Origin of the sequence: Vibrio owensii CAIM 1854 = LMG 25443 (assembly GCF_000817815.1) — a bacterium.
GTDB classification, from domain to species: Bacteria; Pseudomonadota; Gammaproteobacteria; order Enterobacterales; family Vibrionaceae; genus Vibrio; species Vibrio owensii.
Map to the genome: position 1 here is coordinate 124994 of NZ_JPRD01000049.1, position 21632 is coordinate 146625.

Consider the following 21632-nt stretch of genomic DNA (forward strand, 5'->3'; position numbering starts at 1 on the left):
TTTCTATGAGCTCTAGAAAAAAACTTGGAAATTGAAAAAAGTATTCTTAGCTAGTTAAAGAGTGAGTTACAAGGAGGAGCGACATGTACCGTTATGTCAGTTCGCCAAAAGCGTCAAAGTACATAGTACCGCCGCCACTGCATCGTGAGTTGTCGTGTATGGATGTGCCGGAGTCAGAACTAGAGATGCGTGAAATTCTGAACAATTGGTTTGCCGATGGATTGGCGCCCATCATTCAGAATGAAGACAATTTCATCTCTGCTAATGAGCAACAGCGCTTTGAGCAGCTCAGCCGTACGGTGGGCGTGCTACTGCGTAATAAAGATTACTACTTCGCCACCAAGCGGATTCTTTCGTTGTGGGAGCAAGACTGCTTAGAAACCACTTACGTTAATTATCTGATTTTACGTAGTGAGCGCATACCATACTTCGAATAAGTCCCATTTCTTGGCTTGAAATAGTCGTTTACATGGTTTTCTTAGTAACTTTTGATACCTGTATTTAACATTTTTGTAAACATCGTTATATTTAAGGCTCATCGTTGTCAGGAGTTTATGGATGAACCTTACTATATCAGGGAAGTTGCAGCTCAGTTTTGTGCTGCTAGCCGTACTTTTTATGGCATCAGCGGTATTCACGTATCGCAACGTCACCACCGTAGAGCAATACGCCTCTTCGTTACTTAAATCCGATTTACCGACCGTCGACACCAGTCGCGGTATCCAACAGTCCGTTCAAGCGTCTCTGTCTTCTATTCGAGCCTACATGTTGCTAGGTGGCGATGAAGAGGCTAGCGCACGTCTGAGTGAGGACGTACGCAATATCATGGCATCTACAGACGAGTCGCTTCCAACGTTGCAGGCTTTGATCTCTGAACAGGATTTTCAAGCGATTCAAAACCAGTGGGATGCGGTCAAAGTCTCTTTGAACAAGCTGATTGAACTTAGCCACAGTGACGAGAGCTTACCCGCGCACAACCTCTTTATTAACGAAGCGGCACCCATTGCAGAAGTGGCACTTGATCAGCTTCAAAGCTTAATCAATGAAGAGTCGGGAAACCCATTTGGTGGAGACAGAAAACGTCTATTTAAAGTCTACGCCGACAGTTATACCTCGCTCGCCAATGCACTGTCTGCTCTGCGAGATTTCCTGTTGTACGGGCAGCAAGATCATTTGGACAAATACCACGACTTGATTAAGTACCATAATCAGTCTGTAGCGGAAATTGACAGCAAACTCGACAGACTGACCGATAACGACCAATCACTGTGGTCACTATTTAAAGAAATGCAGCAACTGTACTTTCCTTTAGCAGAGCAGGTGATTGCATTGCGTCAATCGCCAGAATGGAACGAATCAAACTTGTTAATGGCGAATGAACTGTTGCCAGCAGCGGATGCACTAGACCAAAGTTTAGAAACGATCGTATTGGCTCAGCAAAGTCGTGCTGATCAAAGTGGAAAGGGTATTAATCAGTCGATCAAGAACGTACTGACCACTATGTTGATTGCATCGGCATTAGTTTTGTTTGCCGCAGTAGCGATTTCAAAATACATGGGCAACACCATTGGTCGCCGAGTGAAAAACTTATCGGAGCGAGCAAAGACGATCGCTTCAGGGGACGTTTCTCAGCCTCCGCTCACCGTTGTTGGGAAAGATGAATTGGCAGACCTTACCGATTCGATTAACCGCATGAACCAATCGTTAGCGAGCATTGTGGCAGGGGTGAGTGAGAAAGCGCACCAAGTGGATACCAGTATGGGGGCTTTGTTGGAATCGGCGCAAGTCACCTCATCGAATGTGGAACAGCAACAGACCAGCATTGTTGAAATGGGAAGCCAATTGGATGAAATCGCTTTAGCCGCGCGTAACACCCTAGATCAAGCCAACCAATCGGTGCAGAAGCTTTCTGATTCAAAAGGCGAGATTGAACAAGGTCGTGATGCTTTAGAGCAAAACAAAGTCACTATGGAAAGCTTACATGGCAGCATTGAAACCGCGAGTACGCAAGTGACGCAGTTAAGTAAAGAGAGCGAAGCCATTGGTCGAGTTACAGAGGTGATTGAAGGCTTAGCAGAACAAACTAACTTACTGGCATTGAATGCCGCGATAGAAGCAGCGCGTGCGGGTGACCAAGGACGAGGCTTTGCGGTTGTGGCGGACGAAGTACGTATGTTAGCAACTCGCACCACTCAATCGACGACAGAAATCAACGGCATTATCAACGCGATTCAACGCTCGACCAATTCGGTGGTTGAGGAGATTGAACACAGTCAATCACTTGCGGAGCAGGGCGCTGAGCACATTGAAAAAGCGGTAACTCGTTTGCTTGTCACGACCGAGCAAATTGGTTCTTTGAATGAACAAATGGCAGAGCTTGCGGCAGCGGCAGAGCAGCAATCTCATGCGACCAATTCGATCACTGGATTGATGTCCGGTATTACTCAATCAGTGGATGAGGTTTCGAATAACAGCCAACGTGCATCAGAGACATCATTGCAAGTAAAAGAGCAAGTTACTGAGCTGAATCAACAGATGGCAACTTTTAAAACGGCGTAGATAAGGTTTACGTCTGTTCATCTACTTTTGAACGTTAACCAAATAGTAAAAAAGCCCCAATCCTTTTTACACAAAAAGGGTTGGGGCTTTTTGTTGGATGATACGCCGATATTCGTCTGCTTGCTCATTGGATTTGGCTATTTAAATCATAGCTAAAACCAAATTTTCTTCGCCGAGCCGGAGTCGTAATATGACTCCATCGGCAGCAAATACTGCAAAAGAATTTTTAAACTTTATACCAATCCCGGTAAGAGAATCGTTCGTTACTACGATTGGTATCATCCTTCTAGGAGCAAGATTATGAACAAACAAGTAAGCCTAATTGGTCTAGACAGCGAACAATCAGCACAACTAGCTCAACAGTTAAATCAACTGCTAGCGCATTACCAAGTGTTGTACATGAACTCTCGCGGTTACCACTGGAACATTAAAGGTGCGCAATTCTTCGAACTGCACGTAAAATTTGAAGAGATCTACACTGATCTACAAACAAAAATCGATGAGCTTGCAGAGCGTATTCTAACTTTGGGTCATACGCCAGCGCACGCATTCAGCAACTACTTGGAAGCAAGTGAAATTAAAGAACATCAAAACGCGACTTCTGGTGAGGAGTGTGTACAAGGTCTGGTTCAAGGCTTTAGCGTTCTACTTCTAAAACAGCGTGAGATTCTACAAAACGCGGGTGAAGCAGATGACGAAGGTACAGCGGCATTGATGGGTGACTACATCCGTGAGCAAGAAAAATTAATGTGGATGCTTAACGCTTACCTACAAGGCTAAGCAACGCATCACTCAAGCAATCCTTGGGAACGCATGAAACAATCGGGAATAAGTCATAAGGGGCACGTTGGTGCCCCTTTTTTTGTTTGCGTATTTTATATGTGTGCTTTATTTACGTGGTAAGGATTCGAAATGGCTCAATAAATCACTGAGTTCATTAAGCGCCAACGAGGCTGAATCATTGAAGGTTTCTTGATTACCGTGATGAACAAGGCAAGAGGGCATCTGAGCGTTATACGCTGCCTGCAAGTCGTAAAGGTAATCGCCGACATAAAGCACTTCATCCGGCATCAAACGCCACTCTTTCGCCAACACCTGCAAAGACAATGGATCTGGCTTGGGCGGGAAGCATTCACGAGTGATGACTCGCTCCACAGAGATTTGGTTGTGTTCTAGTTTGCGCTGCGTGGCGATTTGGCAGTTGCGTGTCACGATAGCGGTTTTGATTTCATTTTGATGCAAGTGGGCGAGCAATTCATGGCAGCCAATCATTGGAGCAGACTGCTCAGCATCAGAAATCTCGTAATCAAATATCACGTTATGAGCGTGCTCTCGATGATGAGGGTGCTCAAGTGCGTCGACAAAATCCAATAGATCTTCACTCTGCGGACAACCTAGCTGTTGTCGCAATTCGCCAAAGTTCATATCAGAACTCACCAAGGTGTTGTCTAAATCAAACACCACGGCTTTAATTTTATCGAGCTGTAAAGGGAATGGAATCATAATGACCTCGTACAACTTAACCGAACTATCGTTTTAAAAAACAAAAGGTTATTGTTAAGTTTAGATTCTTCTGCTTAGATTGTACGAAAATAAATCAACCATGTATCACAAAACAAGGACGCGCATGATTATTCCTAAACCATTACAAAAAGGCGACACCATCGGCTTTTTCTCGCCATCCTCCCCAGCCACGGTATTTGCACCAGCGCGTTTTGAGCGTGCCAAAGCGTACGTGGAATCTCATGGTTACCAGCTAAAAGCAGGCAGCTTAACGGGCAAAACTGACCAATATCGCTCGGGTTCGATTCAAGAGCGAGTAGAAGAATTGAATGCGCTGATTCGTGATCCTGAAGTGCGCTGTATTATGTCGACCATTGGCGGTTACAACAGTAACTCATTGCTGCCTTACATTGATTACGAGGCATTGAAGAAAGATCCCAAGATCATTGTTGGCTATTCGGATGTGACGGCTCTACTCATGGGCATTTATGCACAAACCGGCATCGTTACTTTCTATGGTCCCGCTTTAGTGGCATCTCTGGGTGAATTCCCGCCACTGGTGGACGAGACCTTCGCTTCGTTCGAATCGATAGTGAATACATTAGTCGGCTTGGATCATCAATACACAATGCCACTAGGGTGGACAGATGAATGGATAGAGTGGGGCGAGCAAGACCGCGCAAAGCACACGCTAGCGAACCAGTGGCACTTTAAAGGCGAAGGCAAGATCACCGGACGCTTGATTGGCGGCAACCTCAATACCATGACAGGCATCTGGGCAAGCAAGTTTATGCCGAGTATCGAACAAGGCGATATTTTGCTGGTGGAAGATTGCTTGCAGGGTATTGAAACGGTCGAACGCTCTTTTGCGCTGCTCAAGCTTTCTGGCGTGTTTGAAAAAGTCAGTGCAGTTGTTCTTGGCAAGCATGAAAAGTTCAACGATAAAGGCACAGGACGAGCACCTATAGATGTGTTGCTAGAAGTGCTTAACGGTCAACCGCTGCCGATTTTGTATGATTTTGATAGCTGTCATACCCACCCAATGCTCACCGTTCCATTGGGCTCGACCATGACGCTCGACTTTGACAATGAAACGGTGACAGTGAGTTTAAAGAGCTAGCTTTTTTGACTAGCTCTTGAGAGAAAACTACTTCTCCTCAAGACGAAAGATTTTGCCGCTGTCGGTAGAAAAGTAGATATAACCATCGGGGCTGATGGTTATATCTCTTACTCGCTCACCAAGATTCTCCATCAATCTTTTTGATTCGGTGAGCTTGCCATTCTCAATAGAAACCACGTTGATGTGCGCTAGTTTCAATGCACCGGCGAGGATTTTTCCGTCCAACTCTGGGTATTTATCGCCACGGTACAAAATCATATTGCTGGGTGCGATAGAAGGGATGTATACCAACTTTGGATCTTCCATTCCCGGCAACGACTTAGCTTCCCCAACGTCCAACGGTCCCCAATATTCTTTACCATGAGAGACTTTTGCCCAGCCGTAGTTTGCGCCTTTCTTGATTAGGTTAATTTCATCGCCGCCGCGTGGTCCATGTTCAATCGACCACAGCTGTTTTGTTGCTTCGTCGTAAAACATACCTTGTGGGTTGCGGTGTCCGTAACTCCATATCTCAGGACGAGCTTCGGAAGGTTTGAATGGGTTGTCTTGTGGAACCGAACCATCAAGGTTAAGGCGCAGAATACTGCCAGCATGGGTTTGAGTGTCTTGCCCATTATCACGTTCACCACGGTCACCGATTGAGAAGTAAACTTTGTCGTCTACAAATGAAATTCGACTGCCGTAGTGGCGACCCGTGTCGGTGATGGCATCAGCAACAAAGAGATCTTTCCAACCTACAAGCTGATTGTTTTGCAATTGCGCCGTCGCTAACGCCACCGTATTGCCTTTACTCGTGCGCTTGCTGTAGGTAAAGAAGAGCTGCGGATTTTGCGTATCGGCATTCGGTGCGAGCGCGACATCCAATAAGCCAGCTTGCCCATTGGTATTCACATCGGGGACGTTAAACAGCTTTTGAGGTTTGCCTGATGTGATATCCAGCAGCGAAACCGTACCGTTCTTTTCATTGACGATAACGCGTTGGCTATCTAAGAACTCGATCCCCCAAGGGATCTGAAATCCATTCGCCACTTCGTTAGCGCGGTATTCGGCAGCGTTGGCAGAAAAGGATAAACAAGCGAGTAGGGCAGCAGCAATCGTTCTCATGGTTCCTTCCAATATGAATCGTATTAATGCTTAAAAGCTAACACTAAAAGAGAACGTTTTGCAGAGCATGGATTGTATAAGAATGTAAAAAATCCCCGATACGAGATCGGGGATTGAATTAAGGCTAGAGAATTGTTTATGTAGCGAGATTACATCGCTTCTTCGAAGATCTTAGAGATTTCTTCGTGAGTTGCTTGTTTAGGGTTAGTGAAACCACAAGCGTCTTTCAGTGCGTTGTCTGCTAGTGTTGGGATGTCTTCTAGTTTCGCACCAAGCTCTTTGATACCTGCTGGGATACCCACATCTTTCGCTAGAGTAACGATAGCGTCGATTGCTGCCGCTGCACCTGCTTCAGCAGACATGCCTTCTACGTTTACACCCATTGCTTTTGCTACATCACGTAGACGCTCAGGACATACTTGCGCGTTGTAGCGCTGTACGTGAGGTAGAAGAATCGCGTTACAAACACCGTGTGGAAGGTCGTAGAAACCACCTAGCTGGTGTGCCATTGCGTGTACGTAACCTAGAGACGCGTTGTTGAACGCCATACCCGCCATGAACTGTGCGTATGCCATTTGTTCACGAGCTTCTAGATCTTCACCGTTTTTCACTGCTGTGCGTAGGTACGCTTGGATAAGCTCAATCGCTTTGATTGCTACCGCATCAGTGATTGGTGTTGCCGCGATAGATACGTAAGCTTCAATCGCGTGAGTTAGGGCATCCATACCTGTTGCCGCAGTTAGCGAAGCAGGTTTAGCTAGCATTAGCTCTGGATCGTTTACTGAGATAAGCGGTGTTGTGTGCTTATCAACGATAGCCATCTTGATGTGACGCTCTTCGTCAGTGATGATGCAGAAACGCGTCATTTCAGATGCAGTACCCGCAGTCGTGTTGATTGCGATAAGTGGCATCATTGGTTTTGCAGACTGGTCTACGCCTTCGTAATCTGCAATTTTGCCGCCGTTAGAAGCCACAAGCGCGATACCTTTCGCACAGTCGTGTGGTGAACCGCCGCCTAGAGAGATAACGAAGTCACATTCGTTATCAGTAAGAAGTGCTAAGCCGTCGTTAACGTTGCTGATAGTAGGGTTTGGTTGAGTGCCATCGAACACAACAGTTGCTACGTCGCGTTCTGTTAGTAGATCTTGAACCTGCTTTACTACACCGATTTGGTTAAGAATCTTATCCGTAACAATCAAACCTTTTTTAAAGCCTTGAGATTGGATGCTGTCTGCTGCGTCTTTCAAACAACCAGCGCCCATTAGGTTTACAGTAGGGATAAAAAATGCACTTGTCATATAACATTGCTCCGTCGTTATTTTTAATAATCTTTCTTAATCTGTCATTTACTCTTGCATACCTGACGAAGTTTCCTATTTGATCTAGCGCAATTTTACCCCCTAAGTAGTAGTGCTAAGAGTTAAAGTGTGAAATGGATCTTGTTGCACACCCTGTTGGTGCAACATTAAAGCAACAGATAGGAAATGATTTATTTATTACGCAAACGATTGGTAAAAATAACAAGTTTCGTACGGTTTATCTCTCAATTAGACTAAAGTATAAAAAATCCCCATTAATATGTAGTCTATCAATGGGGATTGGAATGGTGTGTTTTAAGCAAACGTTTTCTATTTAGGTGATTTTAACTAACTTATCTACTAGTTTTTCAATGCCTGACGCGGCTTGGGAGATATTCTCCGCTAACATATAAGCTGGTGTTGAAAGCACGTTGTGTTTTTCATCGAAATGGATTTCATCCACCTGACAATTGACGTGCTCGCCCCCCATATGACCGAATGCTGCTGCAGTGGCTTCATCGTTACCAATGGTGCCTTTTACACCTTGATCGTAAATCATCGGGATAATAGTTGGTGCGATGCATAAATACCCTGCAGGTTTGCCCGCTTGAGCGAATGCACGACACGCTTGGGCAACGTGAGTATTAATCGAACACTCCGCACCCGAAACGGCGAAGTCGGTTAAGTTTTTCGCGGCACCAAATCCACCTGGAAGTAGTAGGGCATCGTATTCATCAACGTTAAGTTTGGCGACATCGTCAATGTTTCCGCGAGCGATACGAGCTGATTCGATCAAGACGTTGCGTGTTTCATCCATTTCGTCACCAGTTAGGTGGTTGATGACGTGGAGTTGGTTAATGTTAGGTGCAAAGCAGTGCCAAGTTGCACCTGCCTTCTCGATGGCGTAGAGCGCCAATACTGCTTCGTGGATCTCAGAACCGTCGTAAACGCCTGAACCACTTAAAATGACTGCGACTTTTTTCATGATTGGATTCCTTTACTCTGAACGTTCCTTAGATTGTTCTTCACTATCTAGACCATGCGTTTCCGAATGTGTTTCAACGTTTTCACTCTCGTCGTCTTCTTCATAGTAGCGCACAACAAAGGGTGTCAGCATGACACTCGAAGGCAGAAAATGTTTCATATCGACTCCAACCGCTTAATAGAGTGGTTTTTATACCGATTTTGGAAAAAGAGTACGTTGAAGCGGATCATTTTTGAGTTAAGCTGCAGTTTCCTTTGGCATTCATGAGCAGTAGGTCACATAGATAACATGCAATCCTATCAGTTTCGTTTCACCCTTTATGGTTGTATCGCCATTCTCTCTTGGAGCTGTTTGTTAGGCATCGCAAGATTGGTTACAGAAAGTTTGGGACCCGTGGGTGGATCAGCCATGCTGTATTCTCTGAGCTCCATTTTTCTGTTGATTGTGGTTGGCATCCCAAAACTGTCGTATTTCTCACCCAAGTATTTAGTTCTGGGTGGAGCGATGTTTGTTTGCTACGAGATATTCCTCGCGCTGGCATTGGGCTACTCCAATTCTCGTTCTCAGGCGATTGAAGTTTCCATCGTCAATTATCTATGGCCGGCACTAACCGTTTTGTTTGCGGTATTGGGCAGTAACAAAAAGCCGAACTGGTTACTGTACCCGGCAGTTATGTTGGCATTCATTGGTGTCGCGTGGACGGTCAGTGGTGATAGCGGTTTATCACCGACGCAGTTAGTGGCGAACATCAGTAGCAATCCGATTGTTTACTTCATGGCATTTGCAGGCGCAGTCATCTGGGCTGTGTATTGCAATCTGACTCAAAGACAACAATCGAAGCACAACGCGATTACTTTGTTTTTTATCGCGACAGCCATCTCTTTGTGGATCAAATACGCCTTTACTGATGAGCCGCCAATGGCATTCAGCTGGCAAGCGATGGGGTACTTAGTGGCTTCTGCAGCTTTAATGGCGGGTGGTTACGGATTGTGGAACATCGCGATTGTGGGCGGCAATATGGTGTTTCTCGCAACCTTGTCTTACTTTACGCCGATTTTTTCTGCTCTGTTTTCCTCTCTTATTCTAGGCGTCACTCTAAGCCACAGCTTCTGGCAAGGAGTCGTAATGGTAACGGTTGGTTCGCTGATGTGTTGGCTGGTCACCAAAGAGAAGCGCGAAGCGGCGGGATGAACGCTGGTATAGAAATATGTAGAGCACGCTTGAGTGTCTTTCAGGTTCAAATCAAAGCAAGAAAAAAGCTCCCGAGATTGGGAGCTTTTCTTTTGAGTTCTAATGATTGTTTGGTGGCGCTCTAATAAGCGACGTTCAAGTGCAGTTGAAGCTTGAATCTGTGCTTCGATAGTCGCTTAGTAAGCTGCTTACGAGTGTGTTCTAGCGTATCAAGCTCTAGCGTGTCGTCATCCACATGCACGTCCACATTTACTCGCAGTTCTTGACCAACTTTAGTTACGCCAGCCAGTTTCAATTGGTGCTCAGTCACTTTTTCAATCTCAAGAACGTCTTTACCAACGCTCTGACACAACTCTTTGCTTGGTGTCATCATTAACAGTTCGCGTAGGGCACCAACTAGCATATCAAATGGTACTTTAAGGAAGTAGAAGCCCATCAAGACCATCATCATAGGGTCTGCATAGACCGCGTAGTGTGCGTATGGTGTTAGCGATACTAGCCATGCAGCGATAAAACCAACCGTTACTGCCACGCTTAACAACGTATCCATTTGCCATTGTTTTTTCTCGGCTTCGATCAAACCTGATGAGAAACGACGACTTTTCTTCGCCATAAACCACCAAGCGTAACCACAACCAATCACGTTAACGACACCGAAGATGGTTGCGATGGAAGCGTCTACCTCACGACCGCCTGTCATCAACGCGGTTACCGCTGAAAATAATGAGAAAGAAACCACCACTAAAATAACAGCGGCTTTAATAGCGATAACGATAGGTTCAAGTACAGCTTTGCCGAAAGGAAAAATAGATTTTGATGGCTTGCTGATGTAGTAAGAAGCTGCCAGTGACAATAAAGTTAACAGCAGACTGACTAGAGAATAAACACCGTCAAAAACGATGACGATCGACCCAACAAGCAAGCCAAGTACCATCCCTCCAATTGCAAACCCAGATGCTAAAAGGGCTGAGAAGGTTAGGATACGGTTTTCGTTTTTGCTTGTCCTGTCACACATAAAAGATGCCTTAAATTATTACACCCTTACATTCTTCTCCTTAGGGCAAATTTAAGCAAATGAAAACTGTGTGACATTTAAACGATAAAATGTTGGTTTTGAATTATGCTTTTATTTTTCAATGACTTAACATTAAATTTTGCTGTCAATATAATTGACGCTCACTGCAATATGTTTAGAAGTCGAATAAATACTCGCTTAACTTATCGGCCAACCAACTCATTGCAGGGTGCTCTGTTTGTCCATTTGGTACGAACATACAGTAGTCTTCTTGCGTCAAACCATAGGTGTGTTTGATCACCGCAAGTTTCTGATGTCTCAAGTAATGTCGGATCAATGGCTCTGGTAATACGCCCCATGCATCTTCTTCTAAAATAGTGTTCAGCATGTAGTCAAAACTGGAGAAGCCAATGTATCGAGTAGAAAAGGGTTGTAGCTCGGGGTTGTCTTTCTCATTCAAATACACCATCAAAGCTTGCATCTGGTTACGCAAATCTTCATCGGTGACGCGACGCATTTTGCTGAGTTGGTGATCGAAGCTACAGACCGACATCATACGAATTTTACCAAGTGGATTGTAAACGATGTGTGGGTCATCCACGCGCTCGTAATCAACACCAAATGCAAAATCGACCTGTTGAGTACTGACCAAATTAGCTAAGTCACCACTGGAAGCGAGAATCAGGTTGAATGTGGTGGATGGGAAGCGATTGTTTAGAGTATGAGATAGCTCTTGCCACAGTTCGTCTGGCAGCGAGTCGTCACGTGCCACCCAGACCTCAGCGTTGAAGCCGTCAGAAACTTGAGCGCAGGTCTTTTTGATTCGTTGTGCGGTTACGAGCAGGTTTTCGCAGTCTTTGAAGATGGCTTTCCCCGCTTCCGAGAGCGTTAGTTGATTGCCTGTGCGAGTGAATAGCTCGACGTCTAAGTCTTTCTCAAGCGCTTTAATTGCCATACTGAGTTTGGTGCGGTTGCAATCGAGTTGACGCGCAGCCTCCGATACGGAGCCATATTCGGCGATGGTACAAAAAGCTTCGACTTGAGTTAAGTTCATGATTAAAAAAGACCTAAACTAAAAAGATGAGAATCGATAACGTAGATGAATGAGCGTACTGACGCTTAGAAAGATTATCGAAAAAAACACGGATTCGCCAGATAAGTCTATGGTGTTTTGGTGTTTTGGTGTTTTGGTGTTTTGGTGTTTTGGCGTTTTTGCGGTAATCTATGGGAGTTACAAGAAGTGAACATGGAGGCCACGATGGCACAAGATTGGGACGGCTTAGCAAAGAATTGGGAATCTAACCCAGCAACAGATCAATTTGCTCAGTCGGTGTTTGCACAGTTACAACAGCTTACTCAGCTTGATGGCATTAAAGTATTGGATTTTGGATGTGGGACAGGGCAGTTAAGCCAACTGTTGTCGCCATCCGCAAAAGAGATTGTGGCGCTGGATGCATCTGAAGCCATGATTGAAGAGCTTGATAAGAAAGAGTTAGAGAATGTAGAACCAGTTGTTGACGCATTGACGCGTGGTCTAGTTGCTCAGCACCCAGCATTCCGTGGTCAGTTTGACTTAGTCGTTGCTTCTTCAGTTCTGGCTTTTATCGAAGACTACGAAACGTCTCTAGAGATTGCTCACTCATTACTTAACGCTGGTGGTCACTTCGTGCATTTTGATTGGATCGCAGATTCAGCAAAAGAAGGCTTCACGCTAGCGAAATCAGAGAACGCACTCATCAAAGCAGGCTTTACTGAGGTAGAAACGAAGAAGGTCTTCGAAATCACGTCAGACGGTCACACAATGTCAGTATTAATGGGCGTAGGTCGCCGTTAATCCCCGACAAAGAACATAAGAAAAGCGAGCTATTTAGCTCGCTTTTTTGCTTCCTTTGATTTGCTAGACAAACGTGAGTTGTCGAATTTCTTCTAAAACATCCGGGTTCGCAATCGCACCTAAATTCTCGACTTCCTTACCATTTATAACTTGTTTGACCGCAAGTTCTACCAACTTTCCCGAGCGCGTTTTAGGAATATCGCTGATGGCGAAGATTTGGCTTGGCACGTGCCTTGGCGAGCAGGACGTTTTGAGGCGCGACTTAATCTCTGATACTAATCCGTGATCTAACGTGACACCCGAAGCGGTCTGAACAAACAGCCAAATTTGTTCGTTTCGCTCGATCTCTTTACCAACGGCAATGGAATCGACGATACCTTCAATGGCATTTACCTGCTGATAAATCTCCGCTGTGCCGATGCGCACACCGCCAGGATTCAACAATGCATCGCTACGACCGTAAAAAATAAACCCACCTTTGGCGCTGCGTTCGACATCATCACCGTGATGCCAGATATCATCGAACTTGTCCCAGTACGCCTTGTGGTAGCGTTCCCCTGTATCGTTCCAAAAACCGACAGGGAAGTTAGGCATAGAGTTGGTGCAGGCGAGCTCACCACGTTGTTCATTGACGCTTTGACCTTGCGAGTCAAACACTTGAACATCAATCCCCAAGCCAGCGTACTGACATTCACCACGATAAACAGGCGAGATAGGGTTGCCTAATACAAAGCAGCCACAGATGTCTGTTCCGCCTGAAATAGAAGCCAAGTGCAAATCCTGCTTGATGTGTTGATACACGTAATCAAACTGCTCTGGATAAAGCACTGAGCCCGTAGAGCATAGGGTTCTTAAAGCTGGGAGTGAGTAATCTTTGATAGGTGACATTCCGGCTTTTTCTATCGCCTCAAGATACTTAGCGGCAGTACCAAAGAGACTTATTTCTGCTCGCTGGACTAAATCCCATAATACGTGAGGTGCTGGGTAAACCGGGCTACCATCGAAAATCACCAAGCACGCGCCACTTGCTAGAGCAGATACGTGCCAGTTCCACATCATCCAACCACAAGTTGTGTAGTAAAAGACGCGGTCTTTAGGCTGAATATCTGAATGAAGTTGATGTTCTTTAAGATGATTAAGAATCGTACCGCCAACAGAATGCACGATACACTTAGGCTTGCCCGTCGTGCCAGAGGAATAAAGCACAAACAGCGGACTATTGAATTCCACGCGAGTGTAATGCAACGGAGCGGGGGAATACTGATTAATGATGTTTTGCCAATCGTGAGTACAAACATCGCATTCGAACACATGCGGTTTGAGGTAACCGATCTGGCACACTTGTTTCAGTCCATCAAGATGATCCGCGATGTGGTGGTTCTTCTCCGACATATCGAAGGTTTTGCCATTAAAGGTATAACCATCGCAGGTAAAGAGAACCTTTGGCTTCACTTGCCCGAAGCGCTCAATAACGCTTTCTACGCCAAAATCAGGGGAGGTGGACGTCCAAGTCGCGCCTAAGCTGGTGGTAGCAAGCATTGCAATAACGGTTTGTGGCATATGTGGTAAATAACCTGCAACCACATCACCTTGCTTGATGCCACATTCGACTAACCATTGCTGAACGCTCGAGACCTCATCACAAAGCTGTTTCCATGTGTAAATCTGTTTGTCACCGCGCTCGTTTTCAAACCAAATTGCCAGCTCATCCGCTTGTTGCTCTGACAAACTGAGCAAGTTCTCTGCGTAGTTAACTTGAGCTTGAGGGAACCACACGGCATCTCGATTTTGCATTGGTGATTGCCAACGGCTTTCACCTTGCGCTTTAACGGTATCGCCTTGCGTGCCAATTAGGTCGCAAAACTGCCAAACCTCTTTCCAGAAATACTCATTATGCTCCAAAGACCATTGGTGCAAATCAGAGTAGTTTTTGAGCTCGAAACCCTGCCGATTAATGTGCTCGATAAACTGCGTGATATTGGCTTGCTCGATTCGATCTTCCGTCGGCTGCCAGACTTTGTTGCTCTCGCGCATAGCTCCCTCTATAACAAAGTTTTAACGTTTTTAGTCTGAGGTGAACCAGAAATAAAGTCAAACTCGTTGGAGAAACTGGCTCCTTATGTATATCAATGCGTTAGGTGTCAATGTAAAGAAAATGTTACACCTGAATTTTGAGTGGAAAATGGTCAGGGGATTGGAAGGACAAAAGAGTGTAGATAGGCTTAATGTAAAGGATTTGTTAACGGAGATGTGCAATGACTCAGTATCATTCAAAACCCGTCGCTCAGGATGGAAGGGTAGAATGGAGCCATGAAGAAGATGCCATTTGGCGCGACTTGGTAACAAGACAAATGAGCGTGATTCAAGACCGTGCATGCAACGCGTATCTGCATGGACTCAAGTTACTCGATTTACCTCATGACCGCGTGCCACAACTGCCCGAAATTAATCGTGTTTTGATGGAAACAACGGGCTGGCAAGTGGAGCCAGTACCCGCGTTGATCGATTTTGATCGTTTCTTCAATTTGCTTGGCAATAAACGCTTCCCAGTCGCGACGTTTTTGAGAACGCGAGAAGAGTTTGATTACCTACAAGAGCCAGATTTCTTCCATGAGATTTTTGGTCATTGTGCCATGCTCACCAACCCTGATTTTGCCGCCTTTACCGAGCACTACGGACAGCTTGGACAAGCCGCGACACCAAAGCAGCGAGGGTACCTTGCGCGTCTATATTGGTTTACAGTCGAGTTCGGCTTGGTTCTAGAGGGTAACAAAACCAAGATCTACGGTGGCGGCATCCTTTCATCTCCGGGAGAAACCATCTATTCATTGGAAAGCGACATCGCGATTAGAGACGAGTTTGACCTGCAAACTGTGCTAAGAACCCCTTATCGCATCGACATCATGCAGCCGAAATACTACGTGATTGAAGATTTGTCCCAGCTTTTCCAAATTAGCCAACTGAATTTATTGAAACAAGCCGATCTAGCGATTGAAGCCGGATTGCTTCCACCACTTTTTGAACCAAAGGAACCTGCTCATGTTGAATGAACAAAAATGCGAAGCTTGTAGTATCGATGCCATTGCACTTAGTAAAGAGGAACAACAGTCTTTGCTGCTGCAATTGTCTGATTGGCAGATCATTGAGAGAGATGAGATTCCTCAACTTGAGAAGGTCTACAAGTTTAAGAACTTCAAACAAGCGTGGGCGTTTAGCAACAAGATTGCCGAGCTTGCAGAAGATGAATTCCATCACCCATCTATCTTGCTGGAGTGGGGCAAAGTGACCATCACGTGGTGGAGCCATTCTATTAAAGGTCTGCATAAGAACGACTTTATCTGTGCTTCGAAGTGCGACGCATTGGCTATTGAAGAATAGAGCTGAGTGATTAAAGAGAGATTCCGGAATGACGTTATAGTGTGAGGTTACTCGGAGCTGCAGGATGTTCTTTGTTAGGCTAGCTTTCGTCATTCTCGAGAGCGACGAAGGAGCGAGTCGGGAATCTCAATGCCAAACAATGCTCACTCGTTATAAACAAAAAGCGCCCGGACTTAAGTTCGGGCGCTTTACTTTTTTATTTTGTTCTCTTGAAGAGTGGGTATTAAAGCTCAATTCGAAACACAGATGTCGTACCTGATACTTCATTACCAACCGCGATAAAGTGTTGTCCGTTACGAGCAAAGTAGTTGATTGACTCTGGAGCCAAATCACCTGCTTTTGGATTGTAAGTGTCGTTCGTGCATTCGCCATCTTCCACCTCTGTACAAACTGGTTGGCTGTAATCACGACGGTTTACGTAATGCAGGAACTGCGCTTGTTTCGGGTCTGTGATGTCATAAATCATGATGCCACCTTGGCGCTCCAAACCGATGAACGCATAATGACGACCATTGATTTGTGCTACTTCAATCGCTTCTGGCTCAATGCCTTTGTCGTCGCTGCGGTCATCGCCACTGTCATTGCTATCGTTGGTGCTGTTGAAGTTCTTACTTTCATTCATTAATGCGATGGTCGCGAAATCGTCACCACTATCGAAAACCAACTCACCGTTTTCATCCCAAATAGAGAACGAACGCGCGCCAAAGGCTTGAACATTGTCCTGCGCAGAAAGCGTTTGTTCTGGCTTAATCACTTTTAGACGCGCGAGTTGCTTGTTGTCTTTTAGCGCCTCTGCCAGCGGGTGATCTGCTGCGACTTTCAGCTTCTTACCGCGCACCTCATCAATATGGCTTAAACAGGTGCCTTGCTCAGAAGTATATTCATCTGTACCGAGGTAATCGTCTTCATCCCACTTAAAGCCTGCTTGGTCACATAGAGCTTGTGTTGTTTTGAAGCCATATTCACGACCGTCACCTTCGTTGGCAGAGAGGATGTAAGTTTTGCCACCTACCGAGTAGCTGTCGAGGGTATCTGGCATGTACAGACCAACCAGTTGAGGGTAGCTCTTAAAGTTGCCAATGATTTTGTCTTTGTTCGAAGCATCCAGTTTTGAGTCCGACCAAGATTTCTCGCCCAGATCCACAATCTTCTCTACCGATTTGCTTTCAGGGTTTACAATTGCCATCGCGTTGTTTTCTTGCAGCGCAACGTAGATTTTCCCGTTGTCAGCAAAGGTGAGGTATTCCGGTTCTAGATCTTGCGCCACTGTTGCATTTGGACCTGAGATTCGAACATCTGCAGGTAACTCAGACTTACGTGCACCATCAAACTCATTGAAACCAATCTGCGTGACTTCTACTTGTTTTACGCCTTGGCTCACGTCGATTAATGTGATGCTGCCTTCTGGATCGACACTGTAGTCACCATTTGGCTCACCTTCGTTTGCTGTCGCAATGTATCTGCCATCTTTTGAGAAGCCAACCATGTCTGGCAATGCGCCAGTAGGGAAGGTGGTGATAAGCGACAAATCATCCGAGCGGTACAAGCCAACAATGCCATTCGCCTGCTTATTGCTGTTTTCAATCGCTACAGCGACTAAACCATTAAAGACTGCAATGCTGTTTGCCGCGCCAATTTCAACGCCTGCCGCTTCGCCTGCGCTGTTGAGATCAATGAATGCAGTTTGCGTTGGTGCGCCGTTGTCATCCATAGAAAGCACATCGACACGTTTTGCTTGAGCGTTGACCACGTAAAGCTTGTCAGTACACGCATCATATTGAACGATTTCTGCTGCCGATGTATCGAATGGTGCGTCAGCGATAGACGTTCCCATAAAGGTCAAACCCTGGATGGATGTCTCTCCAGCAACAGGTGCTAGCGATGCTTTACATTGGGCTGCAAACGAAGAGAGAGAATCGTCAGGTTGAGATGAACATGCGATGGCAAGTGAAGATAATGCCAATACGCCTATTGCCTTAAATGGGGTGGTCATGATATTTCCTTATTAAGCAGATACAATGTTGCTCAATGCACCTAAGTTAGATATCTATTCATTCACTACAACAGTGAGGAATATCGCATTGATTGATGTGTTATTAAATAAGGCTCTGAATATATTTATGATTTATGACTCTTATATTGGCTTTTGATGAAACAAATGTGTCAGTTTTAATCTGAACGTATGTCGAACACCTAAGATGAAAAGACACTAGGAACTAGAAATAATGGAACTTAAAGAATTTTTGGATGCGTTAGCGGCATCACCTGAGACAGTAGAATTTGAAACGACAATGGCAGCAATAGAGGCAAACTACGCGTTTACGCCAGCGGCTTTTGTGAATGGTGAAACGCAAAATAATGCCGGTGAGAACAACGGCTCGTGCAAGATCTTCGCGTTTGGTCAATTGAACAACCTAAGCAAAGAAGCAACGTTGGCGTGTTTTGGTCGCTTCTACCGTGAAGACGTATTAGCACATCCAGAGAACAACGACCATCAAAACATTCGTAACTTTATGGTGACAGGCTGGGATGGTGTGAAGTTCGAATCCCACGCGTTAGCGCAGAAATAGTTCGCAGAACTCACCCTCATTTCAATGATAGCCAGTCCGTTATCCCCTATATTCGATAGGCTAGGCGACTGGCTTTTTCTCCAAACATTTACGACACAAACAAAGCTGCCCCGCATCTGGTTTTGGTAAATCTCTGGTCTCAATATCAAAGCACCAGCACGTCTCTTTCCCCGCAGCAATATCGCAGTGCGCGTTCGTGCCACACTCAGGACAAGAGTGGGTTGAATCATTTCCAACCAATTGCTTGATGATCGCGTCTCGTTGAGCATCAGACTTATCTTTCCACTGCACGATTTCTTCCATGGTTCGGTGACAGCCAGAACAGATTCCGCCGTTGTTTTTACAGGCTGCGCGGCAAGGTGACTTCATTATTCTTCTCGTTATGCTTTCCAATAAGCGGCGTACTTTAACATGAAATTGTGCAGCGGGAAGCTCAATACTTGATTCAACAAAATATCCATTGAGTGAATAAATACTGGTCAAATTTATATGGAATGATAAACTGTATATTCAATTGTTGGAGGCATCATGTTTAAACTGTATTTTAAGTGCATCACCTTGTCTGTTTTTATCGTTCTTTTGGCTGGTTGTGCCAGAGGTCCACAAGTCGATGAGACGAAATTTACGTCGTATGAGGATTTTCGACCGGGTCCTGAAGGCAGAGTCGATCTAGTGTGGGCAAGAGATGACATTAAAGATGCGCAAACATTAAAAGCCGTTCTAGATAAATACGACAGCGTACTGGTGGATCGTGTTTTTGTGGTGGTGAAAGATGCTGAGTTGGATGATGAGAGCATTAATGAGTTGTCTGACTACATGGTGATGAGGCTCAAAGAGAAGATCTCGACCAATAAACGCATTGTGGATGAGCCAAGTGACTCAACACTTCGTTTGAGTATCGCGATCAGTAATGTGGAAACGCCCAATCCGATCTTAGCGGTAACAAGCTCTGTACTGCCTTTTGGTATTGGTGTTTCTACAATATCCAAGCTAACAACGGGCGAGCACACCAATGTGGGAGAGGCGACCATTGAATTACTGGTAAGCGACTCTAAAATGGCGGAACCTATCTTTGCGGTGATAGACCGACATGTTGGCGATAAAGATTTGGATAACATTGTTGACGGGTTAAGTGGAGCGAAAGACGCAATCGACTGGTGGGTTAATCGATTATTTGTTACTTTCGACAACCAAGTTACCCAAATCTAGGTCGTTAGACAAAACGCCATGTTAGAAAAAGAAAATTTAATCAAACTCGCTCGAATGCAAATGCCGTTTGGCAAATACGCAGGGCGAGTACTGATTGATCTTCCAGAAGAATACCTACTCTGGTTTGATAAAAAAGGCTTTCCTGAAGGGGAGCTAGGTGAACTGCTAAAACTCTGCCTAGCACTTAAAATTGAAGGCTTAGATAGTGTTGTTAAGCCTTTAAAGCGCATGTAACCTGCCACAGAAACTCCCTATTTTTGATTTAAAGAATTACCATGAATTTTGATATTAATGCACTGAAACACCACCAACTGGTCGAAGATGGTCAACTAGAAGGGTGCTACCTTCATCAACCTGCAAAGGGCAGTCAGCAAGATGACAAAGCGGTTTTAGCAGAACGCCAAGCGCTGGAAAAGATGGGGTACAAGGTGATACAGGTTCAAGCTAAAGGCGGGACCACAACGTTTGCTGAAGCGATGCAGGAGTTTGCAAAGAAGACTGGTCACCAGCCTCAATAATAAGCGGATTCAACCGATTCAACTGCCTTCAACCTTTCTCGTAATACCCTCAGTTTCATACAAAAGAGTCAGACTAGCAGGCTGACTCTTTTTTACCCCTCGATTGCAAGTAATACTGCTCGCCAGTTAACCGCAGCATTGCCCTTCTCATGGAATAATTTTCAGTTCATTCGGGTTATAAACGTCTGCTCATCATCCACAAAAGCAACAAATCCGCCGTGATAGATAAACACTCGCCCGCGTCCCTCGACTAAGCATGCTAGCTGTGGGTTTAAATCTTCTTCGTTAGCTTGGCTTTCAAACGTGCCGGTATCCGTGATTACACCGTCGAGTGCAGGCAAATATCCATAAGTCCGTTTGGCTTGATCAATCAGGCTCAATTCACTGTCGATAGAGAAGCAAGAGGGGATCGCACCAGCGTCTTCGATGAATATAGGTTTCAGTTCTTCAAAGGCTGTAATCACCAGCCAGTCGATGCCGTTAACATGATGGATAAACATAGAGTTGCTCGATAATTTTGATGCGGGGATTCTATCATTATCAGTTGCAGAGCGTCGGAGAAATTTAGTTGTTAAAGGCGATAATTCTGCGCCATTTACTGACATTTAGCCAGCCAACTGTAGATACGCTTGCGTCCGACAGTAAGTTGCAACAACAAGTAGATAGATGCCTCTAAAAAAGCCCCGTTTAGTCCAAGGCTGTCAAGCGGGCTAAACGGGGCAAACAGAGCAACTAGGATAACTGCTCTGCGATGGTGTCCGGAAACGAAAATTAGCATCGCTTCCGAGATAAATTCTAGGAGTTTCTAGTCCGGTTTTGTCAGCAAAATGTCACGACTCGATACCATGCTGACAAGCTTATTTTTTATTTTTGAACAATAGCTTATAAAGCAGGCGAGCGTTGTAGGAATGCGCTTAATACACTTACAAATGGCATAAAAAAAGCTCGCTACTTGAGCGAGCTTTTTAACTAAAAATGTCAACCCATATCAGGACAGGTCAGAAACGCGAATTAATGTTTGCGTTGTGGGCCGTTACGAACGATGTCTTTACCGTTGTCGTAAACGTGCTGAGAAACCCAGCGACCCATGATGAGTTGGTGTTGGTCACCTAATACAGCGACGAAAGGGCGGCCATCGGTGTTGGTTGTAGCCAATGCGACACCTGTTACGCCTTCAAGACCTAGTGCGCCACTTTCAATTAGGTGTAGGAAAGCTTCTAGCTCTTCCAATGTTTCGATTACGTGATTATCAATGTTCATCGTCTTCAATCTCTTCGAATTGTCGATATTCAATGGTCGCGTACTCTACCTAAGTTGCTTGCAGAAACCAAGGAAGGATTTGCATACA

Annotated in this window: 24 protein-coding genes; 12 read left to right on the forward strand and 12 right to left on the reverse strand. The window is 45.2% G+C overall.

Going from position 1 to position 21632, the window contains the following annotated elements; all coding sequences use genetic code 11:
* Positions 1–83 precede the first annotated feature (83 nt).
* The 3 genes from H735_RS23415 (at position 84) to H735_RS23425 (ending at position 3339) form a co-directional block, all read left to right on the forward strand.
* The gene (locus H735_RS23415; RefSeq protein WP_020195320.1) at positions 84–437 is read left to right on the forward strand and encodes a hypothetical protein; all 354 of its coding nucleotides are present in this window, start codon (positions 84–86) and stop codon (positions 435–437) included.
* A gap of 121 nt (positions 438–558) precedes the next feature.
* Positions 559–2559 (forward strand): HAMP domain-containing methyl-accepting chemotaxis protein, encoded by a 2001-nt coding sequence (locus tag H735_RS23420; RefSeq protein WP_020195319.1) that lies wholly within the window; start codon positions 559–561, stop codon positions 2557–2559.
* Between the two features lie 300 nt (positions 2560–2859).
* Positions 2860–3339, forward strand: a complete 480-nt coding sequence (locus H735_RS23425) for a Dps family protein (protein ID WP_005388254.1) — start codon at positions 2860–2862, stop codon at positions 3337–3339.
* Between the two features lie 108 nt (positions 3340–3447).
* Here the strand turns inward: H735_RS23425 and H735_RS23430 are convergent, their stop codons facing one another.
* Complete coding sequence (locus tag H735_RS23430; RefSeq protein WP_005442617.1) at positions 3448–4062, reverse strand: HAD family hydrolase; 615 nt, start codon at positions 4060–4062, stop codon at positions 3448–3450.
* Positions 4063–4186: 124 nt separating this feature from the next.
* Between H735_RS23430 and H735_RS23435 the strand changes: the two genes are divergently transcribed.
* Positions 4187–5182 (forward strand): S66 family peptidase, encoded by a 996-nt coding sequence (locus tag H735_RS23435; RefSeq protein WP_020195318.1) that lies wholly within the window; start codon positions 4187–4189, stop codon positions 5180–5182.
* A 27-nt stretch (positions 5183–5209) separates the two neighbouring features.
* Here H735_RS23435 and H735_RS23440 read toward each other — a convergent pair whose 3' ends face one another.
* The 4 genes from H735_RS23440 to H735_RS31470 form a co-directional block, all read right to left on the reverse strand.
* Positions 5210–6286 (reverse strand): PQQ-dependent sugar dehydrogenase, encoded by a 1077-nt coding sequence (locus H735_RS23440; protein WP_020195317.1) that lies wholly within the window; start codon positions 6284–6286, stop codon positions 5210–5212.
* Positions 6287–6435: 149 nt separating this feature from the next.
* Positions 6436–7584, reverse strand: a complete 1149-nt coding sequence (gene yiaY / locus H735_RS23445; RefSeq protein ID WP_005442614.1) for an L-threonine dehydrogenase — start codon at positions 7582–7584, stop codon at positions 6436–6438.
* A 334-nt stretch (positions 7585–7918) separates the two neighbouring features.
* Positions 7919–8569, reverse strand: coding sequence for an isoprenoid biosynthesis glyoxalase ElbB (elbB, locus tag H735_RS23455; protein ID WP_020195316.1), 651 nt, complete (start codon positions 8567–8569; stop codon positions 7919–7921).
* A 12-nt stretch (positions 8570–8581) separates the two neighbouring features.
* Positions 8582–8728 carry a hypothetical protein gene (locus H735_RS31470; RefSeq protein ID WP_005453721.1) on the reverse strand — a complete coding sequence of 49 codons (147 nt, stop codon included), beginning with the start codon at positions 8726–8728 and terminating at the stop codon, positions 8582–8584.
* A gap of 129 nt (positions 8729–8857) precedes the next feature.
* Here H735_RS31470 and yddG point away from each other — a divergent pair, with 129 nt between their 5' ends.
* Positions 8858–9760 carry an aromatic amino acid DMT transporter YddG gene (yddG, locus tag H735_RS23460; protein ID WP_017819219.1) on the forward strand — a complete coding sequence of 301 codons (903 nt, stop codon included), beginning with the start codon at positions 8858–8860 and terminating at the stop codon, positions 9758–9760.
* Between the two features lie 121 nt (positions 9761–9881).
* On the opposite strand, the gene H735_RS23465 is transcribed toward yddG, so the two are convergent.
* Positions 9882–10775 carry a cation diffusion facilitator family transporter gene (locus tag H735_RS23465; RefSeq protein ID WP_020195313.1) on the reverse strand — a complete coding sequence of 298 codons (894 nt, stop codon included), beginning with the start codon at positions 10773–10775 and terminating at the stop codon, positions 9882–9884.
* A gap of 175 nt (positions 10776–10950) precedes the next feature.
* Positions 10951–11829 (reverse strand): LysR family transcriptional regulator, encoded by an 879-nt coding sequence (locus H735_RS23470; protein ID WP_005453726.1) that lies wholly within the window; start codon positions 11827–11829, stop codon positions 10951–10953.
* 204 nt (positions 11830–12033) lie between these two features.
* On the opposite strand from H735_RS23470, the gene H735_RS23475 reads away from it, so the two are divergent.
* Positions 12034–12609 carry a class I SAM-dependent DNA methyltransferase gene (locus tag H735_RS23475; RefSeq protein WP_009696080.1) on the forward strand — a complete coding sequence of 192 codons (576 nt, stop codon included), beginning with the start codon at positions 12034–12036 and terminating at the stop codon, positions 12607–12609.
* A gap of 63 nt (positions 12610–12672) precedes the next feature.
* Here H735_RS23475 and H735_RS23480 read toward each other — a convergent pair whose 3' ends face one another.
* A complete protein-coding gene (locus H735_RS23480) occupies positions 12673–14643 on the reverse strand; it encodes an acetoacetate--CoA ligase (protein WP_020195311.1) in 1971 nt (656 codons plus the stop codon).
* Between the two features lie 221 nt (positions 14644–14864).
* Here H735_RS23480 and phhA point away from each other — a divergent pair, with 221 nt between their 5' ends.
* Entirely contained in the window at positions 14865–15659 is a 795-nt protein-coding gene (gene phhA, locus H735_RS23490; RefSeq protein ID WP_027726624.1) for a phenylalanine 4-monooxygenase, read from the forward strand.
* Complete coding sequence (locus H735_RS23495; protein WP_005433587.1) at positions 15649–15987, forward strand: 4a-hydroxytetrahydrobiopterin dehydratase; 339 nt, start codon at positions 15649–15651, stop codon at positions 15985–15987. The genes phhA and H735_RS23495 overlap by 11 nt, the downstream gene beginning before the upstream one ends.
* A 223-nt stretch (positions 15988–16210) precedes the next feature.
* Here H735_RS23495 and H735_RS23500 read toward each other — a convergent pair whose 3' ends face one another.
* Complete coding sequence (locus H735_RS23500) at positions 16211–17980, reverse strand: choice-of-anchor I family protein (RefSeq protein ID WP_020195308.1); 1770 nt, start codon at positions 17978–17980, stop codon at positions 16211–16213.
* 232 nt (positions 17981–18212) lie between these two features.
* Here H735_RS23500 and H735_RS23505 point away from each other — a divergent pair, with 232 nt between their 5' ends.
* On the forward strand, positions 18213–18557 hold the full coding sequence (locus H735_RS23505; RefSeq protein ID WP_020195307.1) for a HopJ type III effector protein: 345 nt from the start codon (positions 18213–18215) through the stop codon (positions 18555–18557).
* A 60-nt stretch (positions 18558–18617) separates the two neighbouring features.
* On the opposite strand, the gene H735_RS23510 is transcribed toward H735_RS23505, so the two are convergent.
* Positions 18618–18926 (reverse strand): cysteine-rich CWC family protein, encoded by a 309-nt coding sequence (locus H735_RS23510; protein WP_020195306.1) that lies wholly within the window; start codon positions 18924–18926, stop codon positions 18618–18620.
* A 159-nt stretch (positions 18927–19085) separates the two neighbouring features.
* Between H735_RS23510 and H735_RS23515 the strand changes: the two genes are divergently transcribed.
* From H735_RS23515 to H735_RS23525, 3 genes are read left to right on the forward strand one after another with little or no spacing between them, the layout of a single operon-like run.
* Positions 19086–19766 carry a DUF3313 domain-containing protein gene (locus H735_RS23515; RefSeq protein WP_020195305.1) on the forward strand — a complete coding sequence of 227 codons (681 nt, stop codon included), beginning with the start codon at positions 19086–19088 and terminating at the stop codon, positions 19764–19766.
* An 18-nt stretch (positions 19767–19784) separates the two neighbouring features.
* Positions 19785–20000, forward strand: a complete 216-nt coding sequence (locus H735_RS23520) for a DUF3820 family protein (RefSeq protein WP_005433583.1) — start codon at positions 19785–19787, stop codon at positions 19998–20000.
* Between the two features lie 41 nt (positions 20001–20041).
* On the forward strand, positions 20042–20284 hold the full coding sequence (locus H735_RS23525; protein WP_020195304.1) for a hypothetical protein: 243 nt from the start codon (positions 20042–20044) through the stop codon (positions 20282–20284).
* A gap of 161 nt (positions 20285–20445) precedes the next feature.
* On the opposite strand, the gene H735_RS23530 is transcribed toward H735_RS23525, so the two are convergent.
* On the reverse strand, positions 20446–20784 hold the full coding sequence (locus tag H735_RS23530) for a hypothetical protein (RefSeq protein WP_005442578.1): 339 nt from the start codon (positions 20782–20784) through the stop codon (positions 20446–20448).
* 511 nt (positions 20785–21295) lie between these two features.
* Entirely contained in the window at positions 21296–21544 is a 249-nt protein-coding gene (locus tag H735_RS23535; protein WP_005442576.1) for a hypothetical protein, read from the reverse strand.
* Positions 21545–21632 lie beyond the last annotated feature (88 nt).

What these genes read in the sequence shown, in the direction of transcription:
- H735_RS23415 (WP_020195320.1), top strand. Translation starts at nt 84, where the DNA reads ATGTACCGTTATGTCAGTTCGCCAAAAGCGTCAAAGTACATAGTACCG.
- H735_RS23420 (WP_020195319.1), top strand. Translation starts at nt 559, where the DNA reads ATGAACCTTACTATATCAGGGAAGTTGCAGCTCAGTTTTGTGCTGCTA.
- H735_RS23425 (WP_005388254.1), top strand. Translation starts at nt 2,860, where the DNA reads ATGAACAAACAAGTAAGCCTAATTGGTCTAGACAGCGAACAATCAGCA.
- H735_RS23430 (WP_005442617.1), bottom strand. Translation starts at nt 4,062, where the DNA reads ATGATTCCATTCCCTTTACAGCTCGATAAAATTAAAGCCGTGGTGTTT.
- H735_RS23435 (WP_020195318.1), top strand. Translation starts at nt 4,187, where the DNA reads ATGATTATTCCTAAACCATTACAAAAAGGCGACACCATCGGCTTTTTC.
- H735_RS23440 (WP_020195317.1), bottom strand. Translation starts at nt 6,286, where the DNA reads ATGAGAACGATTGCTGCTGCCCTACTCGCTTGTTTATCCTTTTCTGCC.
- yiaY (WP_005442614.1), bottom strand. Translation starts at nt 7,584, where the DNA reads ATGACAAGTGCATTTTTTATCCCTACTGTAAACCTAATGGGCGCTGGT.
- elbB (WP_020195316.1), bottom strand. Translation starts at nt 8,569, where the DNA reads ATGAAAAAAGTCGCAGTCATTTTAAGTGGTTCAGGCGTTTACGACGGT.
- H735_RS31470 (WP_005453721.1), bottom strand. Translation starts at nt 8,728, where the DNA reads ATGAAACATTTTCTGCCTTCGAGTGTCATGCTGACACCCTTTGTTGTG.
- yddG (WP_017819219.1), top strand. Translation starts at nt 8,858, where the DNA reads ATGCAATCCTATCAGTTTCGTTTCACCCTTTATGGTTGTATCGCCATT.
- H735_RS23465 (WP_020195313.1), bottom strand. Translation starts at nt 10,775, where the DNA reads ATGTGTGACAGGACAAGCAAAAACGAAAACCGTATCCTAACCTTCTCA.
- H735_RS23470 (WP_005453726.1), bottom strand. Translation starts at nt 11,829, where the DNA reads ATGAACTTAACTCAAGTCGAAGCTTTTTGTACCATCGCCGAATATGGC.
- H735_RS23475 (WP_009696080.1), top strand. Translation starts at nt 12,034, where the DNA reads ATGGCACAAGATTGGGACGGCTTAGCAAAGAATTGGGAATCTAACCCA.
- H735_RS23480 (WP_020195311.1), bottom strand. Translation starts at nt 14,643, where the DNA reads ATGCGCGAGAGCAACAAAGTCTGGCAGCCGACGGAAGATCGAATCGAG.
- phhA (WP_027726624.1), top strand. Translation starts at nt 14,865, where the DNA reads ATGACTCAGTATCATTCAAAACCCGTCGCTCAGGATGGAAGGGTAGAA.
- H735_RS23495 (WP_005433587.1), top strand. Translation starts at nt 15,649, where the DNA reads ATGTTGAATGAACAAAAATGCGAAGCTTGTAGTATCGATGCCATTGCA.
- H735_RS23500 (WP_020195308.1), bottom strand. Translation starts at nt 17,980, where the DNA reads ATGACCACCCCATTTAAGGCAATAGGCGTATTGGCATTATCTTCACTT.
- H735_RS23505 (WP_020195307.1), top strand. Translation starts at nt 18,213, where the DNA reads ATGGAACTTAAAGAATTTTTGGATGCGTTAGCGGCATCACCTGAGACA.
- H735_RS23510 (WP_020195306.1), bottom strand. Translation starts at nt 18,926, where the DNA reads ATGAAGTCACCTTGCCGCGCAGCCTGTAAAAACAACGGCGGAATCTGT.
- H735_RS23515 (WP_020195305.1), top strand. Translation starts at nt 19,086, where the DNA reads ATGTTTAAACTGTATTTTAAGTGCATCACCTTGTCTGTTTTTATCGTT.
- H735_RS23520 (WP_005433583.1), top strand. Translation starts at nt 19,785, where the DNA reads ATGTTAGAAAAAGAAAATTTAATCAAACTCGCTCGAATGCAAATGCCG.
- H735_RS23525 (WP_020195304.1), top strand. Translation starts at nt 20,042, where the DNA reads ATGAATTTTGATATTAATGCACTGAAACACCACCAACTGGTCGAAGAT.
- H735_RS23530 (WP_005442578.1), bottom strand. Translation starts at nt 20,784, where the DNA reads ATGTTTATCCATCATGTTAACGGCATCGACTGGCTGGTGATTACAGCC.
- H735_RS23535 (WP_005442576.1), bottom strand. Translation starts at nt 21,544, where the DNA reads ATGAACATTGATAATCACGTAATCGAAACATTGGAAGAGCTAGAAGCT.